The organism is Chitinophagales bacterium, assembly GCA_019694975.1.
Lineage (GTDB): Bacteria > Bacteroidota > Bacteroidia > Chitinophagales > UBA10324 > JACCZZ01.
This window is the reverse complement of record JAIBAY010000002.1, coordinates 95,067-115,985: the sequence shown is the minus strand read 5'-3', so window position 1 is coordinate 115,985 and position 20,919 is coordinate 95,067. Positions and strand designations below refer to the sequence as shown.

The window sequence follows — 20,919 nt, the reverse complement described above, 5'->3', positions numbered from 1 at the left end:
AATACGGAAAGCTCATGTAAAATGATGCAGCGCGAATGGGAGCCATTAGCACCGGCAGAGTAGGTTGAAGTTCAAAGGATGCATATTAAGTCAACGCACATAAATGCATATTCATGCACGGCGTTCATCCACCATTCATATCCTGTAAAATGTCTCCTCCGTTGTTGGTGTTTTTTCGCTTGAAGAGTGATGCGTCGAACTTTCCAAACTTATAGCTGAAGTTCAGCCTGATAAATTGCGGGTCGCGTACCCTGGTAGAAGTTTGTGTGAAATACTCGGTATCATAGTAAGTAGTGTATTCTTTCGTACGAAAGATATCGGTAAAGCTGAGCGTCAGCGCAGCAGCTTTGTTTTTCAGAAATTCCTTCTTTACAGAGAGGTCAACACCATAAACGGGTTTCACATAACCTTGCAATGTGGCAGGAGGGGTACCAAAAAAGCCACCTCCCATGCCCATACCTCTGCCTCCGCCTCCTCCAGTTTGCGGCACGGAGGTCTTCGACTGATAATCACCGCTGAGTTGAATCGTAAAATTGAGCGGCAACCTGAAGCTGGCATTCACCTTGGCAAACCAGGAGAACTGGCTGTTTGTCAGATCTTGTTCGATGTTGCTGCCGTCAATGAAAGATTGAAACAGGTTGATATTGGTAGTAAGATTGAACCACTTCTTAATGGAGTTGCTGGAGGTAAACTCAAGGCCTGCAAGGTAGCTGGAGTTCGCATTCTGATAAGTGTTGATGATGATCTGATTCATGGAGACACTGTCATAGGACAAGTCCTGGTATTTAGTGATCAGGTTGTTCGTGTATTTGAAGTATGCCGTTGCCTGCAGGTTGTTGGATTTATTAAAATTCTGGTCGAAACTGAGTTCAAAGGTATTGGTGAATTGCGGCAGCAGGTCAGGATTGCCCTGCTGCAGGTTTAATGAATCGGAATAGTCGATAAAGGGCATCAGTTGAAAAAAAGTAGGACGGTCAATCCGCCGTGAATAACTCAATTGTAGCGAACGTTCGTCAGTGATTGCATAGCTGATAAAGCCGCTCGGAAAAAGACTAAGTGGAAAATTGTTTCTGAATGACTCTCCTTCATTGGTAAGCGTACCGGAGTAAAAAGAGCTTTCCACGCGCAATCCTGCCTGATATTGAAATTTTCCATAATCACTGCTGAAAGTCGCATAGCCTGCATATACCTGGTCATCATATGCATAATTGTTGATGTCGGGGACTTCTACCAGGTAGTCCAGCGAATCATTGTAGACATACACGTGGTTCTCCGCCGTAAAATGACGAAGAGCGGCCCTCGCGCCCGCTTCAATCTTAACATTTTCTTTAATCACATTATCATAATCTGTCTGTGCAGTAAAATAACGGTTGGTCCCGCCTCCTTCCTGCTCCTGTCTTCCTTGTGAGCCGACCGGCATCTGTTGCGGATCATAGTATTGCGTGAGATAGGAGGAACTGTTATCACTTGTACTTTGGTTGTAATTTAAATCTGCCGTAAGCGTATTGTCTTCTTTAGGAAAAAGATGTTTGAAGAGCAGTGATCCGCCCACATTTTGAAACTGGCGTTCGCTGCCGGTATTGCGTATTCCGTTGCTGCTAATAATACCCGACTCATGAAGGGTATCTGTAACAAGAAAAAGTTGGTCGGTGGATGAAAATTTTCCTTGTGTATAATTGCCGCTCAGGGTGATAGTGTTCCTGTTGTTCAGGAAATAGTCAATGCCGGTGCCGCCGGAAAAAAACTGGTTATTGTTGACAGGCGTATCGCGCTGAAATACATTGGTCAGCGGATCGCCATAAAGGTTATAGCGTTCTGTATTGCTGTAACTGATAGATTTTCGCTGCATGAAATTGACATTGGCAAAAACATTCACCTTGCCTTCCCTGATATTAATATCTCCACCGGTATTAATCTTCCCACGTTTATCAATGCCTGCACGGAGGTTGCCGTTGTAACCAATGCGCCTGCTTTTTTTCATGACAATATTTATTATCCCTGATTGCCCTCCTGAGGCGTCATACTTGGCAGATGGATTGGTGATAACTTCAATTTTTTCAATGGCATCGGAAGGAATCTGGTCAATCGACAGGGTGGTGGGCCTTCCGTCCACGAATATCTGCGGTGCAGCATTGCGCAGGGTTACATTGCCATCAAGGTCTACCAGGACGGAAGGTACCTTCTTCAGCACATCTTCGGCAGTACCTCCGGCATTGGAAGGATCTTTATCAGGGTTGTATACTTTTTTATCCAGCTCGAGCTTGTACAATGGTTCATCACCGGTCACCACCACCTCAGATAAAGTAATTGCCAGCGATTTTAACTTGATATTGCCAAGATCTTTATCAAATGCACTCATCATCTGCTGCATATTTCCTTGCTGTGCCGGCTTGCTGTCAAATGCCACTGGCAGCGTCAAGGAATCATAGCCAATGGCAGTGATAAGCATAGAAAATTTTGCTTTCACGGGAAGGTTTTCCAGGCTGAAATCGCCATTCTCGGCTGTCAGCGCCCCGGTGAGCAGCTTTTGCGTTTGTTGTTTTTTTACTGAATCATACTTTACCTGGAATAATTGCACTGTGGCAAACTCAATGCCTTTGCCTGTTTTCGCATCCAGTATTCTTCCATAGAAATGGCCTGCATTCATTTGCCTGCCGCCACCGGTTGCCGGAGTTTGTGCATGCAGCGAAATTGACAAAAACATGCCCAGCGCAAGCCATAGTATATTTTTCATTGCAACTTGTGAGATAAGCTTATATGGAAATGAGTTCTTTGCAAAAGTATGACTTCTCCGGATAGCAGCGCATCAGGATATAGCTATGCGACTGTCTGTTTTACAGTTGCCGGAGGTCGCCGGTACCGGCCAACCGCCGGTTTCTTAATAAGTTTTAATTCAGAATGCATTGCTGCATCGAAATTCTGCTTAAATCACTAAATTTCAGGAGCAAATTCCGTTATATGGACATTCCACTCATCGAGAAAGAAAAACTGGTTGACTTTGATTTTGTGCAGTATGAAGTATTATCAAGTCAGTATGAAATAGACTTACGCAAAATTCTCCTCGAAGAAGCAATGCTGCTGGGCAATGGAGAAAAGCATAAGGTGCGGATAATTTTTGAGACAGCAGATGGCTTATATATGGTGGAAACAACAGTTTGGGACACCACCGATTCGCATATTGAATTGAAAGGTGGGATCGATATTCCCATCAGTTGCATCAGGGAAGTGCTTATCTGAGCATCTGCCAGGTGCAGAGTATTCACAATATGCCAATTCGAATGATCCCGGATTTTTTTCTGGAGTATCAAGTTCGAAGCGGAGCCTGCTACCATCAACGCACATTATTTAATTCACCTTCGGTTTTGAATTCGCTGGTGGTGTGAAAGGTAATGTCAGGGTTTGCTTCCTTGGTTACACGAAGCAGCCAGTCGGAGGGAGCCAGGAAAACCAGGTGGTTGTCCTTATCATTATAAACGTTTTGCGATTTAAACCTGATAAATTCAGCCAGCTTCGCTTTATCAGGGGAAGTAATCCAGCATGCCTTATGAATGTCTTTCGGTACGAACTCACAGGAGGCGCCATATTCATTTTTCAACCGATACTGAATCACTTCAAACTGCAGGTCGCCGACAACACCAACAATTTTTTTACTGCCATGCTGCTGGTAAAATAATTGGGCAACACCCTCTTCCGTCAGCTGTTCAATTCCTTTTTCCAGCTGCTTGGTTTTCATCGGATCGCGGTTGATGAGTTCCTTGAATATTTCCGGTGAGAAACTGGGGATACCTCTGAATTGCAGCACTTCTCCTTCTGATAAGGAATCGCCAATCTTAAAATTGCCGGTATCATACAGTCCAATAACATCTCCAGGATAGGCTTCATCAATAATATTCCTTTCCGCAGCCAGGAAAGTGGCCGGGCTGCTGAACTTAAGCTCTTTCCTAAGACGGCAGTGAAAGATATATTTGTTGCGTTCAAATTTGCCGGATACGATTCTTACAAAGGCGATACGGTTACGGTGTTTCGGATCAATATTGGCGTGGATTTTAAATACAAATCCCGTAAAGACCTCTTCCTCGGGATGCACAACCCGCTTATCCGTTTCACGGCATTGTGGCCTGGGAGCGATCCTGATAAAAGTATCCAGCAATTCCTTTACACCAAAGTTATTGCGCGCACTGCCGAAAAATACAGGAGCGATGTCCGCTTTCAGGTAAGCATCTGTATCAAAATCAGGATATACACCGCTCAGCAGGTGCGCATCTTCCCGCAATTGTTCGGCATCACGCGGAATAATTTCATCCAGCATGCCTTCCTGCAGGTTGCTGATCTCTACCCTGTCTTTTTCAATGGTTTGCTTTTCCGGCTGAAAAAGTTGAAGTGTACGGTCATATAAATTATATACGCCCTTGAATTCGGATCCTTTATTTACAGGCCAGCTTAAAGGCTGCACCCTGATATCAAGTTTTTTTTCCAGTTCATCCAGCAGGTCAAAAGGATCGCGTCCTTCGAGATCCATTTTATTGATGAATACAATCACCGGCGTCTTGCGCATCCGGCATACTTCCATCAGCCGTTCCGTCTGTGTTTCCACTCCTTTCACCGAGTCAATCACCAGGATCACGCTGTCCACTGCTGTTAGTGTCCGGTAGGTATCTTCCGCAAAGTCCTTGTGCCCGGGCGTATCGAGCAGGTTAATCAGTGCCTGGTTATATTCAAAGGTCATCACAGACGTAGCCACGGAGATACCACGCTGTCTTTCTATTTCCATAAAATCGGAAGTCGCAGCACGCTTGATTTTATTCGATTTTACGGCACCGGCTACCTGTATGGCGCCACCATACAGCAAAAATTTTTCCGTGAGTGTAGTTTTTCCCGCATCAGGGTGACTGATAATGGCGAATGTTCTTCTTCGTGCGAGTTCTTCTGTTTGTTTCATGTTGGCGGGTGCAAAGGTATCCAAACAATTATTTAATTTGACGCATGCATGGTAGAGGCAACTTACATAAATATATATGCAGGCTTTCTTAATATGCTGATTCTGCTGTGAAAGAATATGCACGGCAAGGTGATTTGAATTTTATGCCTAACTTTTCGCCATAAAAAAATCAAGATGAATCTTATTTACAGGTTAACAAGTTCTGCTGTAGTGCTTGTTCTATTGCCTTTGTTTTCCTTTAGCCAGTATGGTGTGCCGGATGCCGGATTTGGTATCAACGGTGTGGCTTTGGCGGATGTAAGTGGCTTTACTGATGACATCACCAGCGTCATCGTTCAGCAGGACGGGCAGATTGTGATGAGCGGTTCAGCCCAGTATACTGACCCAGATGGAGGCACTTCAGTGCTTATTCCGATCGTTTGCCGTTTCAGCGCTACCGGTGAAGCGGATACCGCTTTCAACGCCATCATGTTAACAGAGCTAACGGCGCCCACTTTTGCCAACTCTTATTTTACCGATGTCTTGCAGGATGCGAGCGGTAAACTGTTGTTCTTTGGCAGCAGAAAATCAGATTTCTTTATCGTGCGGGTATTGCAGGATGGCACTATTGATGACAACTTCGCCGATAACGGTAAGTCTGTTATTGACCTGAACGGCACCTATGACCTTGCGCATGGATTCATACAGCAATCTGATGAAAAGCTGGTTGCTGTTGGACAAACCCTGGTTGGTAATCTGCTGAAACCGGTAATACTCCGCTTCCTGTCTGATGGAACCCTCGATCCGTCTTTTGGCACGTCTTCCGGTTATACGGTTATTCCAAACATTGCCAACTTCGGTAATTTCATTGATGTGATTCAACAACCGGCTGATGGTAAATATGTGGCAGCTGGCTACTATATGGATCCTGTAACGGATCTCAACTGGTTCTACCTTGCGAGGTTTAATAACGACGGCATAATCGACAGCACTTTCGATAACGATGGTATCGTTACGATGGATTTTGGTCCGGGCACCAATCAGTTTCTTACAAAAATTGCTTTGCAGGAGGATGGTAAAATTCTGGCTACAGGTAAAGTGTATACGCTGTCATCAAGTGCCTGCGTCGCCCGTTTTAAAGCTGATGGTTCATTGGACGATGGTTTCCAGGGCGGAGGTAAACAAATGTTGAACTGGGGTGTAACCTCAAGCAGCGCAACATCTGTCATGTTGCAGACCGACGGAAAAATTGTGCTCTCCGGATATGCCTCTAATCTTACTTCAGATGAGTCCTTTGTGATGATGCGCATGCTTGACAATGGCGCACCCGACAATACTTTTGGTACGAATGGCATCACCGAAAATAATTTTGGATTCAATGCTGCCATCGCCACCTGTTCGGCTATTCAGCCTGACGGTAAATTGCTTGCAGCCGGCTATAATGGAGAGGACGCTATGGTAGCAAGATACTCAGGGTTATTCATCGGTATCAATTCACCCGCAACGACGGGTTTTTCATGCAATGTATTTCCGAATCCGGTTACGGATGCAGCTTTCCTGACCTTCAACATGAATACAGCTGCAACGGTTGAGGTTTCACTTTGTGATGCTACGGGAAAAAAGCTTGCAACATTGTTCGGTGATCATCTAGCAAAGGGAAAGCAGCAGCTCAATCTGCCTGTTCCATCAGGCATCAGCGGCGGTTTTTATTTTTGCCGTGTACAGGCCGGTGCGGAACAGGCAGTTATTCCGTTGCAGATTCTCCGGTAAACCTTCGGTAAATGCAAGTCATTCATCCTTGTGTTTTTTTCAGGAGCGCTGCATTTAGCTATCCCAGTAACAAATTCTTTTTATTTTATGGGAAATGAAAAGGACGACATTACAATCATCCGAGAGAGGAGTGCCGGAATATCTTAAAGGACGCGGCGCTCAGCTCAAACCTGCAAATAAATATCTGAGGCTGGAATATGTAACGGATCATGTAGAAGCATTGGATGAACCATTGTTTTCAAATCCGGAGACTAAAGTATTTGAAGAGTTCCCGAAAAAAATACTGAACAAGGTGGAAAGCCCTGATCTGGGAATGGCTTTTTCCATGAATCCATATCAGGGTTGTGAGCATGGATGCATATATTGCTATGCCAGGAATACGCATACTTACTGGGGTTTTAATGCAGGACTTGATTTTGAAAGCAGGATCATTGTAAAGCCAACAGCGCCCGATCTATTAGACAAGGAACTTCGTCATAAAAGGCATATTGCGCAACCAATCATGTTATCCGGCAATACCGATTGCTATCAGCCTTTGGAACGGAAGCTTGGAATTACCCGTCGCATGCTGGAAGTTTTGTTACTGCATAAACACCCTGTGGGAATTATTACCAAGAACTCATTGATACTTCGTGATCTTGATATTCTATCAAAAATGGCGGCCTTGCAACTGGTGTCAGTAACACTGAGTATCACAACGCTGAAAGAAGATTTGCGGCAATTAATGGAGCCAAGAACGGCAACAGCCAGGCGGCGGCTGGAAACAATCAGGGCGTTATCGGCGAATGGTATTCCTGTAAATGTAAATGTTGCGCCCATCATACCTGCTGTTAACAGCGATGAAATTCCTGTCATTCTGGAAGCCGCCGCAACAGCAGGGGCACTCTCGGCGCACTATACAATGGTGAGGTTGAATGGCGATGTGGCTATTGTTTTCACCGACTGGGTACATAAAAATTTTCCTGACAGGGCTGAGAAAATCCTGAATCAGATACGGTCACTTCATGGCGGCAGATTAAATGACAGCCGGTTTGGCACACGGATGAGGGGAGAAGGCGAGATTGCAGAGTCGATCAGGCAACTGTTCACAGTAGCCAGGAAGAAGTACTTTGAAGGCCGTGTTTTTCCGGAATTGGATTATTCATTATTCAACAACAACCCCTGCAAGTCGCAACTGTCGCTGTTTTAAAAAAGTTGCAGAGCATTATATACAATTGAAGCAGCATTACCTTCAGCCGATTCGTAATCCATTGACAGTTTTTTGTTCCGGTTGCAATATGGTTATTGTATTGTCTTGCCCAATAGTGCCAAGAATAAGGCATTCGGAGAAAAAACTACCGATCTGCTTAACTGGCAAATTCATCACGGCAACTACCTGCTTATTTAATAAATCTTCCTTCGAATAAAGTTTGGTGAGTTGTGCAGAAGATTTTCGGATTCCGTATTCACCAAAATCAATCCATAGCTGATATGAGGGATTTCTTGCTGCAGGAAAGTCACGCACCTCCATCACGGTGCCTACCCTCATCTCTACTTTTTCGAAATCATTCCGGCTGATCATAAATTTAATTTGATGAAAAGGTAGTAAGTTGAAAGATTGGCCGGGTTGAAATTTTATTATTTTTGATTCTGCAGAAAACCGGTGTAGCGCATACTGACCGGTTATTTTTTTTCACTTTAATAAAATCTAATGGCGGGTAAAAAAATGAGGATTCTTTGCTGGAATATTAATGGCATCAGGGCGGCCTGGAAAAAAGGCCTGCCGGATTGGTTCTCCAGGGAAGCACCTGATATCCTGTGTTTGCAGGAAACAAAAGCACAAGTCGAACAGCTGGATCATGAAATAGTGAATTTCGAAGACTACCGGAGTTATTTTAATGCTGCTGAGAAGAAAGGATATTCCGGTGTTGCCATTTATACACAGCATGAACCGCTGAGAGTGCAAAACGGCTTACAAAACAAAGATTTTGACAATGAAGGGCGTGTAATTGAAATGGAGTTTCCGGACTTCGTATTGTTCAACGTATACTTTCCGAATGGCGGAAGAGGCCCGGAGCGTGTAAAGTATAAGCTTGATTTCTATGATGCGCTTTTTCAGAGAGCGGAAGCACTTAGGCAGCAGCAGAAGCATATTATTATCTGTGGCGATTACAATACTGCCCATAAGGAAATTGATCTCGCCCGTCCTAAAGAAAATGTAAACACCAGTGGCTTTCTGCCTGAAGAGCGGCGCTGGATAGATAAGATTGTTGACCTCGGATATGTCGACACATTCAGGGAATTCAATCAGCAACCTGATTGCTATACGTATTGGGATCAGATCACCCGTGCAAGGGAAAGAAATGTTGGATGGCGTATCGATTATTTTTTCGTCAACCGGGAAGCAAGGAAGTTTGTGACGGCCGCCCGCATTCATGCCGATGTTACGGGCAGTGACCATTGTCCGATTGAGCTTGAACTGTCATTTTAGTCGATCCTCGCTTGAGTCGATTGCTGATGGCAGAATTCACCTATTGTAAAGGGAAAGGCTAAGCCTTTGCGCATTATACTTTATTTGATTTTTGATACGCTTTACAAAATCTCCACGATGAATAAACTATGATGGCTGTTTATTTGGTTATGCAGCAATATTCCACACTGATTAAAACACCGGATATTTTGATGTTTTTTCCGGCTCACGCAAAACCTGAGATACTTCGCGGCGTTTATGTTTCTTTGTTGTGAAGATGAATGCGCATTTGCCGGTTAACAAGCAGATAAAATCACTGGATGACCATGAACTTGTCGCACGGTACAGGCAGACAGGTAATAATGTCTTCGTTGGTGAATTGTATGAACGGTATACACACCTTGTTTATGGTGTATGCATGAAGTACCTGGAAGACCGCGAGGACAGCCGCGATGCAACCGTGGAGATCTTTGTTAAGTTACTCGATGACCTGAAAAAACATGAAGTTGAAAATTTCAGGGGCTGGCTCTATAGTGTTGCCAGGAATCATTGCCTGATGAAGTTCAGAAAGGATAAAAACAGGATAGAAAACCGGCCTGAACTGCAGGCTGAACTGGCTGTGGTTATGGAATGGAATGAAAACCAGCATCATAACAGTGATGAAACCGGGAAACAACAAATATTAACAATGGAGGAGGCTATCGAACAACTGCCAACGGAACAAAAACGCTGCATAGAGTTATTTTATATGCAGGAGAAGAGTTATCAGCAGGTGATGGAATTAACAGGATTCGATTTCAAACAGGTTAAAAGCTATATTCAGAATGGAAAGCGGAATTTGAAAAACCTGATAAACCGGCAATATGAAGGTGGATAGGGATAAATTTTTTGCGGATCAGCGTGATGAAGTGCCACAGGAAGTCCTGTTGCGTTATGTCAGTGGCATTGCTTCTCCTGAAGAAATTCGCTGGGTAGAGGAAAAGATGGTGGATGACCCGTTTCTTGCAGATGCAGTGGAAGGAATGCTAAAGGTGAAGAATGAGCAGGCGTTAAAAGAAGACCTCGTAACAATTCACGCCGCCATGAAGGAAAGGACAGCTCCCCGGATACGAATCTTTAATTCTGGCACTGCCTGGCTTAAAGTTGCCGCAGCTTTATGCCTGTTGATCAGCGCGATCTGGTTTGTAAACAGCCGGCTTCAGCAATCGACTGAAAAGATATTTACCCATGAATTTGAACCATATCCTGCTCCAACCGCAACAGATGCTGCAAAAGCTGATGATGCTGCCAGCACGGAGTTCAGGCCATTAAATGATACACTTTCAAAAAAAGTTGTATCCGCTAAAAAGCAGGAAAAATTGCCGGCACCGCAAGTGGTGGAACCATCAGTTAAATATACAACGGAATCAACCACTGACGCTGCACCGGAAATTTCCCTTGATGAAAACGAGGTTGCAGAACGTGCAATGGCGCCACAGGAAGATATTATTTCAGATGCAACGGCAGGAAGCAATGCTAAGCAGGAAGCTGACCAGGTTACTGATAAATCTTACAGCTACGAGCAAACTACGGCGGAATCAGTTGGTAAGCCATCTGCTGCCACCACCAGGAAGGAAAGTATGCAGGATGAAGTAAAACAATCTGTTGCTGAAAAGGATGGCGCATTTAAAAAGAAGAACGAATTTCAGGGAATACTCGATGCCGGACTCGCCCAATATCATGATGCCAATTATGCAGATGCCATAAAAAGCTTTGAAGCAGTGCTGAAGATGGACGGAGAAAATGAGACAGCAATCTTTTACGCGGGTGTAAGCTACCTGGCGCTTGAGAATGCGGATGAGGCACTTGTCAGGCTGAAGAAGCTGGAAAACAACAAGTCAGGTGACTATTATGAGCCGGCCTTATGGTATGAAGCACTTGCTTATGTCCAAAAAGGGGAGAAGAAGAATGCGGAATCTATACTGAATAAAGTGATCAGGCTAAATGGCGAGCACCGTAAACAGGCGGAAGAATTACTTCTCAAATTATAGCTGAATGTATGTCTGCAAGCGATTATTCTTTTCTCGCAGACGATCGGAAAAGATAATAGGCCGGAACGCCTAAAGCCACAATAAACAATCCGGGTACCGTATAATTGCTTTTGTATAACAGCAGAATAAAACAGATCATGCTGATCAGTACTATGTAGATAAGCGGCAGAACAGGGTAACCAAAGGTTTTGTATTCACGCCGGACATCCGGCATTTTCCTGCGCAGCACAAATATGCCGATGATGGTGAATATGTAAAACAACAGCACGGCAAATACTACATAGTCAAGCAGGTTACCATAGGTGCCTGACAGGCAAAGCAAACTTGCCCATACCGATGCGAAAATAGTAGCAACAGCCGGAACGCCATGGCTGTTCAGTTTTCCCATTCGGGAAAAAAATAACCGGTCCTCAGCCATTTTATAAAACATCCTGGGTGCGGTTAATATTAATCCGTTCAGACAACTGAATGTTGAAAGCATAATCAAGGCCGCTACCATTAACACAGCAGTATGACCGGCCATGGCATCTGCAGCAGCCACTCCAACGCGGTCGTCGGTGGCGAACTGAATGCCCCGTTCAAAAACTACTCTTGTTGCTTCACCCGGAATGCCTTCGAGGGGTAGATTGGTGAGGTAAACGATATTCATCAGCAAGTAAATGAGCGATACCAGTCCCACGCCAATGGCCATACTCAACGGAATATTCCGCTTTGGATTAACTACCTCATCTCCCGTAAAGGTGATGCCGTTCCAGGCATCCATCGAAAACATGCTTCCGACCATAGCAGAGGCAACAGCTACTATTACAGCCCAGCCGCTGATGGGTACACGTCCTATCAGCTGATTGTTTTCAACTACTACCTTTTTGGCGTCCCATATATGGGAGAAGTTTTGCATAACGGCTTCGCTGTTACTGACGAAAATGCCAATGGCGATTAATCCGAATAAGGCAAGAATCTTAGTGGCACTGAAAAATGTCTGTATCCATTTTCCATATCGTACACCCTGTATGTTTACAAAAGTCAGCAATGCAATGATGATGATGGCAAGCACTTGCTGTGTAGTGATTTTCAGCAATCCAACATCGGCAACAATATATCCGGGTCCGAACAACGGGATGAATACACCCGTAAATTTCGAAAATGCAACTGCCACTGCAGCAATCGTTCCTGTTTGTATAACAAAAAAATAGGTCCATCCATATAAGAAACCCATCATCGGGTTATAAGCTTCACGAAGAAAAACATACTGTCCTCCGGCTTTGGGAAACATGCTGGTCAGTTCCCCGTAACAGAGCGCTGCAACAATGGTGAGAAATCCTGATAATGCCCATACAAGCAACAGGTAACCGGATGATCCCACATTACGTGCGATATCCGCACTCACGATAAAAATACCCGAACCGATCATAGTTCCGGCAACAAGCATTACGCCGTCAACTAACCTTATTTCCCGTCTGAATGTCCCTTGTGTTGATTCCATCTGTTTATAAATGACCGGAGTAAATGTAAATATTTAGATGAAAGTAATACGGTGAAGTGATATGACAGTGAAGTTTATTTGTTTAAAATGTATGTAGGTCTTTTATTTGCATGCCGCAACAGCATTCATCAGCCGCTTCAGCAGTTTTGTTGTCCTGAATGATTTTTTTGGAAGGGGTCGGTTGCGCAGAAAATTTTCAGTCTTAATTGCCGACCTTAAGAACAACAGCCATGAAAATTATTAGGCCTCTTCTGCTCCTGTTGATCGTTCCCTGCTTTCTCATGTTGCTTTCGTTTCTTCCGAAATCTACAGGCGCGGAAGAATCTCCTGCTGGTATTGCTTTGGCAGATCATTCTGCAAGTTTGTTTGACGCAGCAGGACTTAAAGCACGTGGATTGAATTATGATGCATTCAGCCTGGCGCTGAAAGGCAAAGAGAAACTGGAAGCCGAGGGCAAGATTGAGAAAACAAATCTCATCACGATTGCTGATTTCAGTCAGTCATCCTGTCGTAAGAGATTATATGTCATTGACCTGGTTCAGCAAAAGATACTGTTTCAGACATTTGTAGCGCATGGAAAAAATTCAGGAGAGGAGTATGCACAGTATTTTTCGAATGAGCCGCAATCCAATAAGTCAAGTCTTGGTTTCTATACAACATTGGAAACCTACTACGGTGAACATGGGCTGTCTCTTCGATTGAAGGGTGAAGAGGCGGGAATAAATAACAATGCATTTGATCGGGCCATTGTGATGCATGGTGCAGGATATGTCAGTCAGCAGTTTGTGAGCCAAAACGGGCGGCTCGGCAGGAGCCAGGGCTGTCCGGCATTACCTGCTGAACAGTGTTCCGCCATAATAAATGAATTGAAGAATGGCTCCTGCATTTTCCTCTATTATCCCGACAAAAACTATTTATCGGAATCTTTATTGCTACAAGACTGAAGATCGCTCTCCAATCCAGCAATGCCTGCGTTTCTCTTTATTAAACTGAAAGATCAGCCCTGCAATCTCAGTTATTTAATGCGCCATCGTTTACCCAGATCTCAAACATCTTTATGCTGCAGTCGTCCAGCTGATTTCCATTCTCAGGCATTGGTGTTACACTGCCTGTCCATTGTATGGAATTCATCAATGCTCCTGACATCGCCTGATCAAAAACATCAGGATAATTGTTTAACAGGATGCCGCCTCCGGTAGAAGCATTTGCATGACATCCCAGACAACTTGTTTGCAGGATGGGAACAATAGTACCGGAATAAGTGACATTAGCTGTGTCGCAGGTTACAGTATTGCAGGGTCCGTCTGTTGCTCCTTCTTCAATCCATGTTTTAATGGTATTTACCTGGTCGTTGTTTAAAGGTTCATTGGGCGCAGGAGGCATTTTGTCTTCACCATTGCCGGTTAATACTTTATATAACTTGCTGTTATTTGGCTTATATGGCTTTACGGCTTTCATGATGCCATCATAATTGGAAAAATCGTACCCTTCTGCTTTGGTGTCTGCATCATGGCATCCTGATTTGGCGCAATTCGACTGTATCAGCGGCAACACATCTGTCTCGAAGCAAACAGCATTGCCGTTGGTGCTCAGATCCGGAAAACTTTTATCAAAAGTGCAGCCGCCAAACCAGGTAAAAAAACTAAAGGACAAAAGAATTACCACTGCAGCTTTTACGGAAGATCTGTTCATACTGATTTTGATTAACAATATTTCAAGGGCAAATTTACGTACCTGACAGGTTCTACTTCAATAATGAGAGGTGATAGATATCATGTTTTTGATACGCTTATTTTTTTGAATAGTATAACCTGCCTAAAGCAGGTCTGTATTATTGAAAAGCATAATCTACCGCAATATTTCCAGTTCGTTTAGTACATTCCTTTGTATACGCACCAGCGGATCTTCATTCGTGTATCTTTCAAAACGCTTACCGGTAATCTTTTCATAAAGCTCGATGTAACGCGCTGAAATGATTTCAATCCACTCGTCCGACATTTCCGGTACCTGCTGACCTTCCTTTCCCATGAAATTGTTTGCGATCAGCCATTCGCGGACAAATTCTTTCGAGAGTTGCTTTTGCGGCTGACTGTCTTTCTGACGTTCATCATATCCGTCGAGATAGAAATAACGCGATGAATCCGGTGTATGAATTTCATCCATTAGATAAATTGCTCCGTCCAGTTCACCGAATTCATACTTTGTATCTACCAGTATTAACCCTCGTTCCCTGGCGAAACGGGTCCCAAAGTCAAACAACTTCCTTGTATAGTCTTCGAGCCGCTCATAAGTGGATACAGGCACTATCTCACTTTCCAGTATTTCTTCGCGTGAGATATCAAGGTCGTGGCCGGCTGCAGCTTTGGTTGTCGGCGTAATGACAGGTACAGGAAACGGATCATTTTCCTGCATTCCATCCGGCAATGCAACGCCGCAAAGCATTCGCTTTCCCAGCTTATACTCCCGGGCAGCATGGCCTGCCAGGTAGCCCCTGATTACCATCTCCAGTTTGAAGGGATTGCATTTTCTGCCGATGGTAACATTGGGATCAGGGTTTGACAGCACCCAATTCGGTATGATATCTTTTGTTGCAGATAGAAATTGAGCCGCCACCTGGTTTAAAACCTGGCCTTTATACGGAATCGGCCGCGGCAGAACTACATCAAATGCAGATATGCGGTCTGTAGCAACCATAACCAGGTACTGATCAGCAATGGTGTACACATCTCTTACTTTGCCGTGGTAAACTGCAGTCTGATCCGGAAACCGGAAATCAGTCCGGTAAATAGTGTTGGTCATTCCGATGATTTCTGCAAAGATATATTTTCGGAACCGGCAATACTGTCTGCTCGGTTTGTTTCCCGATAGGTGACAGCAGACATTTTATTTATACACTGGCTTTATACAGTGAATTTTATATAGCCATAACCTTGAAAGGCAATTGGTTTGCAGTTTCTGAGTAAGCTAAAATAATTTGTACGTCTTTACCCTGCAGCCTCTCCGGCTAACCCAATCCTCTTTTGAAAAGCAAATGCGATGAGAAAAACGGAATGCATTTAATAAATCACATTGATCTTCCGGAGTTGAGATATAACCAACGAAATGCGATGTTATCCTTCCAAAAGATGTTTTGCATGAGGAATACATGGCTGACGATTTCAATATTGATTGCATGCTGCTTACATTTACTTACAATTTTTTTTATGGAGATAAAAACTGCCATCACCGATCAGGATATCAATAAATGCCGCGAGGTGCTGATGGTGCTGCGGCCGCACCTGCAACAGGAATCATTTATGCAGGCTGTAAAGGATACGCTGGCCGACAACAGGAAATTGCTTTTTATCGAAGAGAATGGAGTTGCTGTTGCAGCTGCGATGTATGAATGGGGCTTCAACCTTTACAGGGGACGATACTTTTACATTGATGATCTCACCACTCTTCCGGGTGCACGCCGGAAAGGATATGCCTCGCTTTTGCTCGACAGGATTTTCGAAGATGCCAAAGCACAGGGCATTGAGCAGGTGCATCTCGATTCCGGGGCTAACCCAGGAAGGTATGATGCACATCGCCTTTACCTCAACAAAGGTTTTAATATTACCAGTTTTCATTTCGCCAGGCGTATCAGCTGAATTATTATGGCAGGATACACTACGGTTCCGCTGATCCGTAAACTCGGCATAAAGGAAGGGGTTCGCTTGCTTTTAGTTAATGCGCCTGCCGGTTATCTGAAACTGACAGGCCGGCTGCCTCGTGGTGTGGAACTGGTAAGCAGCAATGCTGCTGAGGTGGATATAATTCAATTCTTCGCAACAAGCATGGAAGAGCTGGAATTACACCTGCCTGCGCTTGCCGGACAAATGAAACACAACGGCATGCTTTGGGTTTCGTGGTACAAGAAAGCGGCCGGCATTCCAACCGATGTTACGGAAGATTATATCAGGCAAACGGCTATTGCCCTGGGTCTTGTTGATATAAAGGTTTGTGCCATAGATAATCGCTGGTCTGCGCTTAAGCTGGTATACAGAAAATCCAACAGGTAGAGGCAGGGAACATCAAGCGATTTGTTCTGCAGAGCATAGGCGAGGTCGCTTGCTTCCTGCCCAAAAATAATAACGAAATCATGGGAAAGTCATGAATTTAACGGCTGATTTTGCGATAACTTTAGGTGGCATTTTTTTGAAATAGAAGCAAACCATTAAATTCATAATTATGAAAGCACTTAAAGTAGCCATCTTCATCTATAATGATGCTGAAGTACTTGACTTTGCCGGTCCGTTTGAAGTGTTCAACCTGGCTAATACAGTAGCGGGAAAACAACTGTTTGACGTTTTCCTGGTAGCCGAAACGGATCAGATGGTTTTTGCAAAGAACAATTTCCGCGTTGTGCCCGACTATGATTTTGCAGAGATGCCGGAACCGGACATCCTTGTTATTCCCGGTGGAATCGGAAGAAAAATGCAGATGCACGAAATACCGGTACTGAATTGGGTGAAGCATGAAGCAAGCAGGGCGTCTTATGTCTTAAGCGTTTGTACCGGTGCATTTATCCTGGGCAATGCCGGTTTGCTGAATCATTTGCCTGCCACAACGCATCATCAGTCTTTTGATGAATTTGAGAATGAGTTTCCGCAGACACAACTGTTGCGTAATATCAGATATGTTGATACCGGCAAAGTGATTACCTCTGCAGGCATTTCAGCAGGAATTGATATGTGCCTGATGCTGACGGGAAAATTATTTGGTATTGAACTGGAACAAGGTGTAGCAGCAAGAATGGAGTTTGCGCAAACCACAATTGGCGCACATTCATGATCGTTGCTGATCTCTGCTCTAAGTGTTGCTGACTAATCAGGCTATAAATTGCCTATCAGGCCTATTAAGATGAGCCACTACTATTTTCCGGCTGCCGTTGTTAGGAAAAACAATCGAAGAAATTCAGTTATTCCGTATGACATAATAAACAGGCAGTGCATTCAAACATTATCTATCTTCTACTTTGTTCCATTTTTCTATTTTTGTCGCAAATCAGAAAAAGTATGATGATCAGAAGCCGGGCGCCATTAAGAATCGGGTTGGCAGGTGGCGGTACGGATGTGAGTCCCTATTCCGACCAGTTTGGCGGTGCCATACTCAATGCCACCATCAGCATGTTTGCGTATGCAACCATTGAACCACTTGATACCGGTAAAATCATTCTGCATGCGATCGACAAAAAGCAATTGATTGAACTGGATGCCGATGATGAACTTCCCATCGACGGAGAGCTCATCCTGGCCAAAGGGATATACAACCGGATTGTGAAACAATTTACGCACAAGCCACTCAGTTTTCGGCTATCCACGTATGTTGATGCTCCGGCAGGTTCAGGCCTCGGCACTTCTTCAACGCTTGTGGTGGCCATCATCGGGGCTTTTGCGGAATGGCTGAAGCTGCCGCTGGGCGAGTATGATATGGCGAAACTGGCATTTGACATCGAGCGAAAGGATCTTGCCATGGCGGGTGGAAAGCAGGATCAGTATGCTGCTACATTTGGTGGCTTCAACTTTATGGAGTTTTATAAAGAAGATAAGGTAATTGTAAATCCGCTGCGTATAAAAGAGCATTACCTGAATGAAATGCAATATAACCTGTTGCTTTATTATACAGGAACCAGCCGGCTCTCATCAAAAATTATTGAGATGCAGAGCGTAAATATCACTGCGAAAAAGGAAAAATCAGTAGATGCCATGCATAAACTGAAAGAACAGGCAGTGCATATGAAAGAAGCTATTTTGCAGGGAAATCTGGCTGAGATTGGAGAGATATTGAATTTCGGTTGGCAGTACAAAAAACAGACAGCGGACGGTATTTCAAATCCTATGATCGATGAGATTTATGATGCAGCCCTGCAAGCCGGTGCCAATGGAGGAAAGATTTCGGGTGCAGGCGGCGGCGGATTCATGTTTTTTTATTGCCCGGGGCATACCAGATATGCCGTACTCGACCGCCTTCATCAGTTCGGTGGCGAGTTCCGTCGTTTTCAGTTCACTAAATCAGGCGCAACTTCCTGGCTTGCCAAATAATATTGCTGTCATCCCGGCAACAGTGCGAAGGAAGATAATTATTGTCCAGCCTGTAACCATAAATAATAACTAACCACAAAAGAAAACTACATCATGAATAAAATAAAGGAAATAATCACGGCTTCCATCTCGGTGAAGGAAAAAATCCTGCATGACCCTGCACTTATCACCATCCTGCAGCAGGTGGCAGATGAAATTGTGAACTGCTATGCACATGACGGAAAGGTATTGTTTTGCGGAAACGGCGGCAGTGCCGCTGATGCACAACACATTGCAGCAGAATTAAGCGGACGTTTCTATTTTGACCGCGATCCGCTTGATGCGGAAGCATTGCATGTGAATACCTCTTACCTCACTGCGGTTGCCAATGATTATTCCTATGATCAGATCTATTCCCGCCTGATTAAGGCCAGGGGACGAAAAGGTGATGTGCTCGTAGGTATCTCCACTTCAGGTAATTCGGGTAATGTGATCAAAGCCTTTGAACTTGCAAAGGAAATCGGGATGATCACGGTTGGTATGACCGGTGAATCAGGAGGTAAAATGAAAGCGCTTTCAACTTATTTGCTCAATGCACCATCCTCCGATACGCCCCGCATTCAGGAATCGCATATCATGATGGGGCATATCATCTGTGAGCTGGTGGAAGAACGAATGTTTGAAAGAGGTAAGTAGTTATTACTTTGCTGCTGTCACAGTTGTAAAACATGCTGCTGTTAATTATGCTGACAATCATCCATGGTTAATACTGCCATCATTCTTGCCGGCGGATTCGGCACCAGGCTGCAGGCTGTGGTTAAAGACCGCCCGAAGCCAATGGCCGATATCAACGGGAAGCCCTTTCTGCAATACCTGCTCGATTACCTGCAACTGCAGGGCATAGAGAATTGCATCCTCTCTGTAGGCTATAAATGGGAGTCAATTCAGGATTATTTCGGCTCAAAATATGGTTCGCTCCATCTTACTTATTCGGTGGAGGAAAGTCCGCTGGGAACCGGTGGCGCCATCAAAATGGCATTGGAAAAAATTTCCGGTGATGAATGCTTCGTTTTTAACGGTGATACCTTCTTTGGTATTGATCTGAAGGATTTTTACCGGCGACATCAAAGCCAAGATTCGGTGCTTACGCTTGCGCTGAAAAGAATGACTGACTTCGACCGTTATGGTGTCGTTGTGACGGATGCATTGGGAAAAGTCACTTCTTTTGAAGAAAAAAAGTTTTATCAGCAAGGCAATATCAATGGGGGCATTTACCTTTTGCGCAAGCGTCTTTTTGATGGGCTTGATCTTCCTGAAAAATTTTCTTTCGAAAAGGATTTGATGGAATCTCATCTTGCGCGCTTGTCTGTTTATGGTGTTGTGTTCGATGATTATTTTATTGATATCGGCATCCCCGAAGATTATGAAAGATCAAAGCATGAACTGGAAAGATTTACACATCGATAAGTCCTGGTCGCTTTTTCTCGACCGCGACGGCGTCATCAATAAAAAGATTGATGACGACTATGTGCGCAGCATCGATCAGTTTGAATGGCTGCCCGGTGCCAGGGAGGCCATCAGCAAATTGTCGGCGCATTTCGGAAAAACAATCATCATCACCAATCAGCAAGGTGTTGGTAAGGGACTGATGACAGGAGAAGCAGTAGAACATATTCACAGCCACATTATCAGTTCTATCCGGGATTCCGGCGGCAAAATTGATGCTGTTTATTATGCGCCTCACCTCAAATCTGACAATTCTGAACTCAGGAAACCCAATACAGGCATGGCATTGCTCGCGAAGCAGGATTTCCCGGATATTGAATTTATAAAATCAGTAGTGGTAGGTGATTCTATAAGCGATATGGAGTTTGGGCGAAGAGCAGGCATGAAAACGGCGTTTATCCTGAATGGCAAAAGTGCTCCGGCTGTAAATCCGCTTATTGATGATTGCTTTAATGACCTGCCGTCGTTTGCTGAATGCGTGCTGCAGGGCAAATGATGGTAAAATCGAATGTGAGGAAAGAAGGGGCAACGCAATATGTAGAATTCTCTGCCTGTTTCCTGCTTCGATTACATCGTAAAGTACCTGTTATATATAGCCGCACAGCATTTAGTGTCCGATGTTTGTATTTCCTTAACAAACATTCACATACCATTAGGCATTAGCGATATACACCTTATGACAGAGCGTTTATATTTGCAGGCAAATTTTACGTCAACGA

Annotated in this window: 20 protein-coding genes; 14 read left to right on the top strand and 6 right to left on the bottom strand. The window is 44.3% G+C overall.

The features are described from left to right. Positions 1 to 124: 124 nt before the first annotated feature. Entirely contained in the window at positions 125 to 2,734 is a 2,610-nt protein-coding gene (locus tag K1X61_03770; protein ID MBX7107748.1) for a TonB-dependent receptor, read from the bottom strand. Between the two features lie 224 nt (positions 2,735 to 2,958). Here K1X61_03770 and K1X61_03765 point away from each other — a divergent pair, with 224 nt between their 5' ends. Next, positions 2,959 to 3,237, top strand: coding sequence for a hypothetical protein (locus K1X61_03765; protein ID MBX7107747.1), 279 nt, complete (start codon positions 2,959 to 2,961; stop codon positions 3,235 to 3,237). Between the two features lie 94 nt (positions 3,238 to 3,331). Here the strand turns inward: K1X61_03765 and K1X61_03760 are convergent, their stop codons facing one another. Further along, entirely contained in the window at positions 3,332 to 4,939 is a 1,608-nt protein-coding gene (locus tag K1X61_03760) for a peptide chain release factor 3 (GenBank protein ID MBX7107746.1), read from the bottom strand. 174 nt (positions 4,940 to 5,113) lie between these two features. Here K1X61_03760 and K1X61_03755 point away from each other — a divergent pair, with 174 nt between their 5' ends. Continuing rightward, on the top strand, positions 5,114 to 6,688 hold the full coding sequence (locus tag K1X61_03755) for a T9SS type A sorting domain-containing protein (protein MBX7107745.1): 1,575 nt from the start codon (positions 5,114 to 5,116) through the stop codon (positions 6,686 to 6,688). Positions 6,689 to 6,782: 94 nt separating this feature from the next. Beyond that, positions 6,783 to 7,877, top strand: coding sequence for a PA0069 family radical SAM protein (locus tag K1X61_03750; protein ID MBX7107744.1), 1,095 nt, complete (start codon positions 6,783 to 6,785; stop codon positions 7,875 to 7,877). A 42-nt stretch (positions 7,878 to 7,919) separates the two neighbouring features. On the opposite strand, the gene K1X61_03745 is transcribed toward K1X61_03750, so the two are convergent. Continuing rightward, positions 7,920 to 8,249: a tRNA-binding protein gene (locus tag K1X61_03745; protein MBX7107743.1), complete on the bottom strand. Its 330-nt coding sequence runs from the start codon at positions 8,247 to 8,249 to the stop codon at positions 7,920 to 7,922. Positions 8,250 to 8,378: 129 nt separating this feature from the next. Here K1X61_03745 and xth point away from each other — a divergent pair, with 129 nt between their 5' ends. The 3 genes from xth (at position 8,379) to K1X61_03730 (ending at position 11,167) form a co-directional block, all read left to right on the top strand. Beyond that, the gene (gene xth, locus K1X61_03740) at positions 8,379 to 9,158 is read left to right on the top strand and encodes an exodeoxyribonuclease III (GenBank protein ID MBX7107742.1); all 780 of its coding nucleotides are present in this window, start codon (positions 8,379 to 8,381) and stop codon (positions 9,156 to 9,158) included. A 256-nt stretch (positions 9,159 to 9,414) separates the two neighbouring features. Next, positions 9,415 to 10,014, top strand: a complete 600-nt coding sequence (locus tag K1X61_03735) for a sigma-70 family RNA polymerase sigma factor (GenBank protein ID MBX7107741.1) — start codon at positions 9,415 to 9,417, stop codon at positions 10,012 to 10,014. Next, complete coding sequence (locus tag K1X61_03730) at positions 10,001 to 11,167, top strand: hypothetical protein (GenBank protein MBX7107740.1); 1,167 nt, start codon at positions 10,001 to 10,003, stop codon at positions 11,165 to 11,167. Before K1X61_03735 ends, K1X61_03730 begins: the two co-directional genes overlap by 14 nt. A gap of 22 nt (positions 11,168 to 11,189) precedes the next feature. On the opposite strand, the gene K1X61_03725 is transcribed toward K1X61_03730, so the two are convergent. Continuing rightward, on the bottom strand, positions 11,190 to 12,650 hold the full coding sequence (locus tag K1X61_03725) for an amino acid permease (protein ID MBX7107739.1): 1,461 nt from the start codon (positions 12,648 to 12,650) through the stop codon (positions 11,190 to 11,192). Between the two features lie 230 nt (positions 12,651 to 12,880). On the opposite strand from K1X61_03725, the gene K1X61_03720 reads away from it, so the two are divergent. Next, positions 12,881 to 13,594 carry a murein L,D-transpeptidase catalytic domain family protein gene (locus K1X61_03720; GenBank protein ID MBX7107738.1) on the top strand — a complete coding sequence of 238 codons (714 nt, stop codon included), beginning with the start codon at positions 12,881 to 12,883 and terminating at the stop codon, positions 13,592 to 13,594. 67 nt (positions 13,595 to 13,661) lie between these two features. On the opposite strand, the gene K1X61_03715 is transcribed toward K1X61_03720, so the two are convergent. Both K1X61_03715 and K1X61_03710 read right to left on the bottom strand, forming a co-directional pair. Continuing rightward, positions 13,662 to 14,342, bottom strand: a complete 681-nt coding sequence (locus tag K1X61_03715; protein ID MBX7107737.1) for a hypothetical protein — start codon at positions 14,340 to 14,342, stop codon at positions 13,662 to 13,664. Positions 14,343 to 14,498: 156 nt separating this feature from the next. Then, the gene (locus K1X61_03710) at positions 14,499 to 15,449 is read right to left on the bottom strand and encodes a phosphoribosylaminoimidazolesuccinocarboxamide synthase (protein ID MBX7107736.1); all 951 of its coding nucleotides are present in this window, start codon (positions 15,447 to 15,449) and stop codon (positions 14,499 to 14,501) included. A gap of 404 nt (positions 15,450 to 15,853) precedes the next feature. Between K1X61_03710 and K1X61_03705 the strand changes: the two genes are divergently transcribed. The 7 genes from K1X61_03705 (at position 15,854) to K1X61_03675 (ending at position 20,696) form a co-directional block, all read left to right on the top strand. Beyond that, on the top strand, positions 15,854 to 16,282 hold the full coding sequence (locus K1X61_03705) for a GNAT family N-acetyltransferase (GenBank protein ID MBX7107735.1): 429 nt from the start codon (positions 15,854 to 15,856) through the stop codon (positions 16,280 to 16,282). Positions 16,283 to 16,288: 6 nt separating this feature from the next. After that, a complete protein-coding gene (locus tag K1X61_03700; GenBank protein MBX7107734.1) occupies positions 16,289 to 16,693 on the top strand; it encodes a hypothetical protein in 405 nt (134 codons plus the stop codon). 169 nt (positions 16,694 to 16,862) lie between these two features. Beyond that, positions 16,863 to 17,465 carry a DJ-1/PfpI family protein gene (locus K1X61_03695; GenBank protein ID MBX7107733.1) on the top strand — a complete coding sequence of 201 codons (603 nt, stop codon included), beginning with the start codon at positions 16,863 to 16,865 and terminating at the stop codon, positions 17,463 to 17,465. A 224-nt stretch (positions 17,466 to 17,689) separates the two neighbouring features. Beyond that, positions 17,690 to 18,715 (top strand): dehydrogenase, encoded by a 1,026-nt coding sequence (locus K1X61_03690; GenBank protein MBX7107732.1) that lies wholly within the window; start codon positions 17,690 to 17,692, stop codon positions 18,713 to 18,715. A 93-nt stretch (positions 18,716 to 18,808) separates the two neighbouring features. Beyond that, the gene (locus K1X61_03685; protein MBX7107731.1) at positions 18,809 to 19,390 is read left to right on the top strand and encodes a D-sedoheptulose 7-phosphate isomerase; all 582 of its coding nucleotides are present in this window, start codon (positions 18,809 to 18,811) and stop codon (positions 19,388 to 19,390) included. Between the two features lie 63 nt (positions 19,391 to 19,453). After that, positions 19,454 to 20,161 (top strand): nucleotidyltransferase family protein, encoded by a 708-nt coding sequence (locus tag K1X61_03680; GenBank protein ID MBX7107730.1) that lies wholly within the window; start codon positions 19,454 to 19,456, stop codon positions 20,159 to 20,161. Further along, positions 20,133 to 20,696, top strand: coding sequence for an HAD-IIIA family hydrolase (locus K1X61_03675; protein MBX7107729.1), 564 nt, complete (start codon positions 20,133 to 20,135; stop codon positions 20,694 to 20,696). The genes K1X61_03680 and K1X61_03675 overlap by 29 nt, the downstream gene beginning before the upstream one ends. Positions 20,697 to 20,919: the final 223 nt, after the last annotated feature.

What these genes read in the sequence shown, in the direction of transcription:
- K1X61_03770 (MBX7107748.1), bottom strand. Translation starts at nt 2,734, where the DNA reads ATGAAAAATATACTATGGCTTGCGCTGGGCATGTTTTTGTCAATTTCG.
- K1X61_03725 (MBX7107739.1), bottom strand. Translation starts at nt 12,650, where the DNA reads ATGGAATCAACACAAGGGACATTCAGACGGGAAATAAGGTTAGTTGAC.
- K1X61_03735 (MBX7107741.1), top strand. Translation starts at nt 9,415, where the DNA reads ATGAATGCGCATTTGCCGGTTAACAAGCAGATAAAATCACTGGATGAC.
- K1X61_03730 (MBX7107740.1), top strand. Translation starts at nt 10,001, where the DNA reads ATGAAGGTGGATAGGGATAAATTTTTTGCGGATCAGCGTGATGAAGTG.
- K1X61_03760 (MBX7107746.1), bottom strand. Translation starts at nt 4,939, where the DNA reads ATGAAACAAACAGAAGAACTCGCACGAAGAAGAACATTCGCCATTATC.
- K1X61_03720 (MBX7107738.1), top strand. Translation starts at nt 12,881, where the DNA reads ATGAAAATTATTAGGCCTCTTCTGCTCCTGTTGATCGTTCCCTGCTTT.
- K1X61_03715 (MBX7107737.1), bottom strand. Translation starts at nt 14,342, where the DNA reads ATGAACAGATCTTCCGTAAAAGCTGCAGTGGTAATTCTTTTGTCCTTT.
- K1X61_03675 (MBX7107729.1), top strand. Translation starts at nt 20,133, where the DNA reads ATGAACTGGAAAGATTTACACATCGATAAGTCCTGGTCGCTTTTTCTC.
- K1X61_03685 (MBX7107731.1), top strand. Translation starts at nt 18,809, where the DNA reads ATGAATAAAATAAAGGAAATAATCACGGCTTCCATCTCGGTGAAGGAA.
- K1X61_03745 (MBX7107743.1), bottom strand. Translation starts at nt 8,249, where the DNA reads ATGATCAGCCGGAATGATTTCGAAAAAGTAGAGATGAGGGTAGGCACC.
- K1X61_03755 (MBX7107745.1), top strand. Translation starts at nt 5,114, where the DNA reads ATGAATCTTATTTACAGGTTAACAAGTTCTGCTGTAGTGCTTGTTCTA.
- K1X61_03690 (MBX7107732.1), top strand. Translation starts at nt 17,690, where the DNA reads ATGATGATCAGAAGCCGGGCGCCATTAAGAATCGGGTTGGCAGGTGGC.
- K1X61_03750 (MBX7107744.1), top strand. Translation starts at nt 6,783, where the DNA reads ATGAAAAGGACGACATTACAATCATCCGAGAGAGGAGTGCCGGAATAT.
- K1X61_03710 (MBX7107736.1), bottom strand. Translation starts at nt 15,449, where the DNA reads ATGACCAACACTATTTACCGGACTGATTTCCGGTTTCCGGATCAGACT.
- K1X61_03680 (MBX7107730.1), top strand. Translation starts at nt 19,454, where the DNA reads ATGGTTAATACTGCCATCATTCTTGCCGGCGGATTCGGCACCAGGCTG.
- K1X61_03765 (MBX7107747.1), top strand. Translation starts at nt 2,959, where the DNA reads ATGGACATTCCACTCATCGAGAAAGAAAAACTGGTTGACTTTGATTTT.
- K1X61_03700 (MBX7107734.1), top strand. Translation starts at nt 16,289, where the DNA reads ATGGCAGGATACACTACGGTTCCGCTGATCCGTAAACTCGGCATAAAG.
- K1X61_03705 (MBX7107735.1), top strand. Translation starts at nt 15,854, where the DNA reads ATGGAGATAAAAACTGCCATCACCGATCAGGATATCAATAAATGCCGC.
- xth (MBX7107742.1), top strand. Translation starts at nt 8,379, where the DNA reads ATGGCGGGTAAAAAAATGAGGATTCTTTGCTGGAATATTAATGGCATC.
- K1X61_03695 (MBX7107733.1), top strand. Translation starts at nt 16,863, where the DNA reads ATGAAAGCACTTAAAGTAGCCATCTTCATCTATAATGATGCTGAAGTA.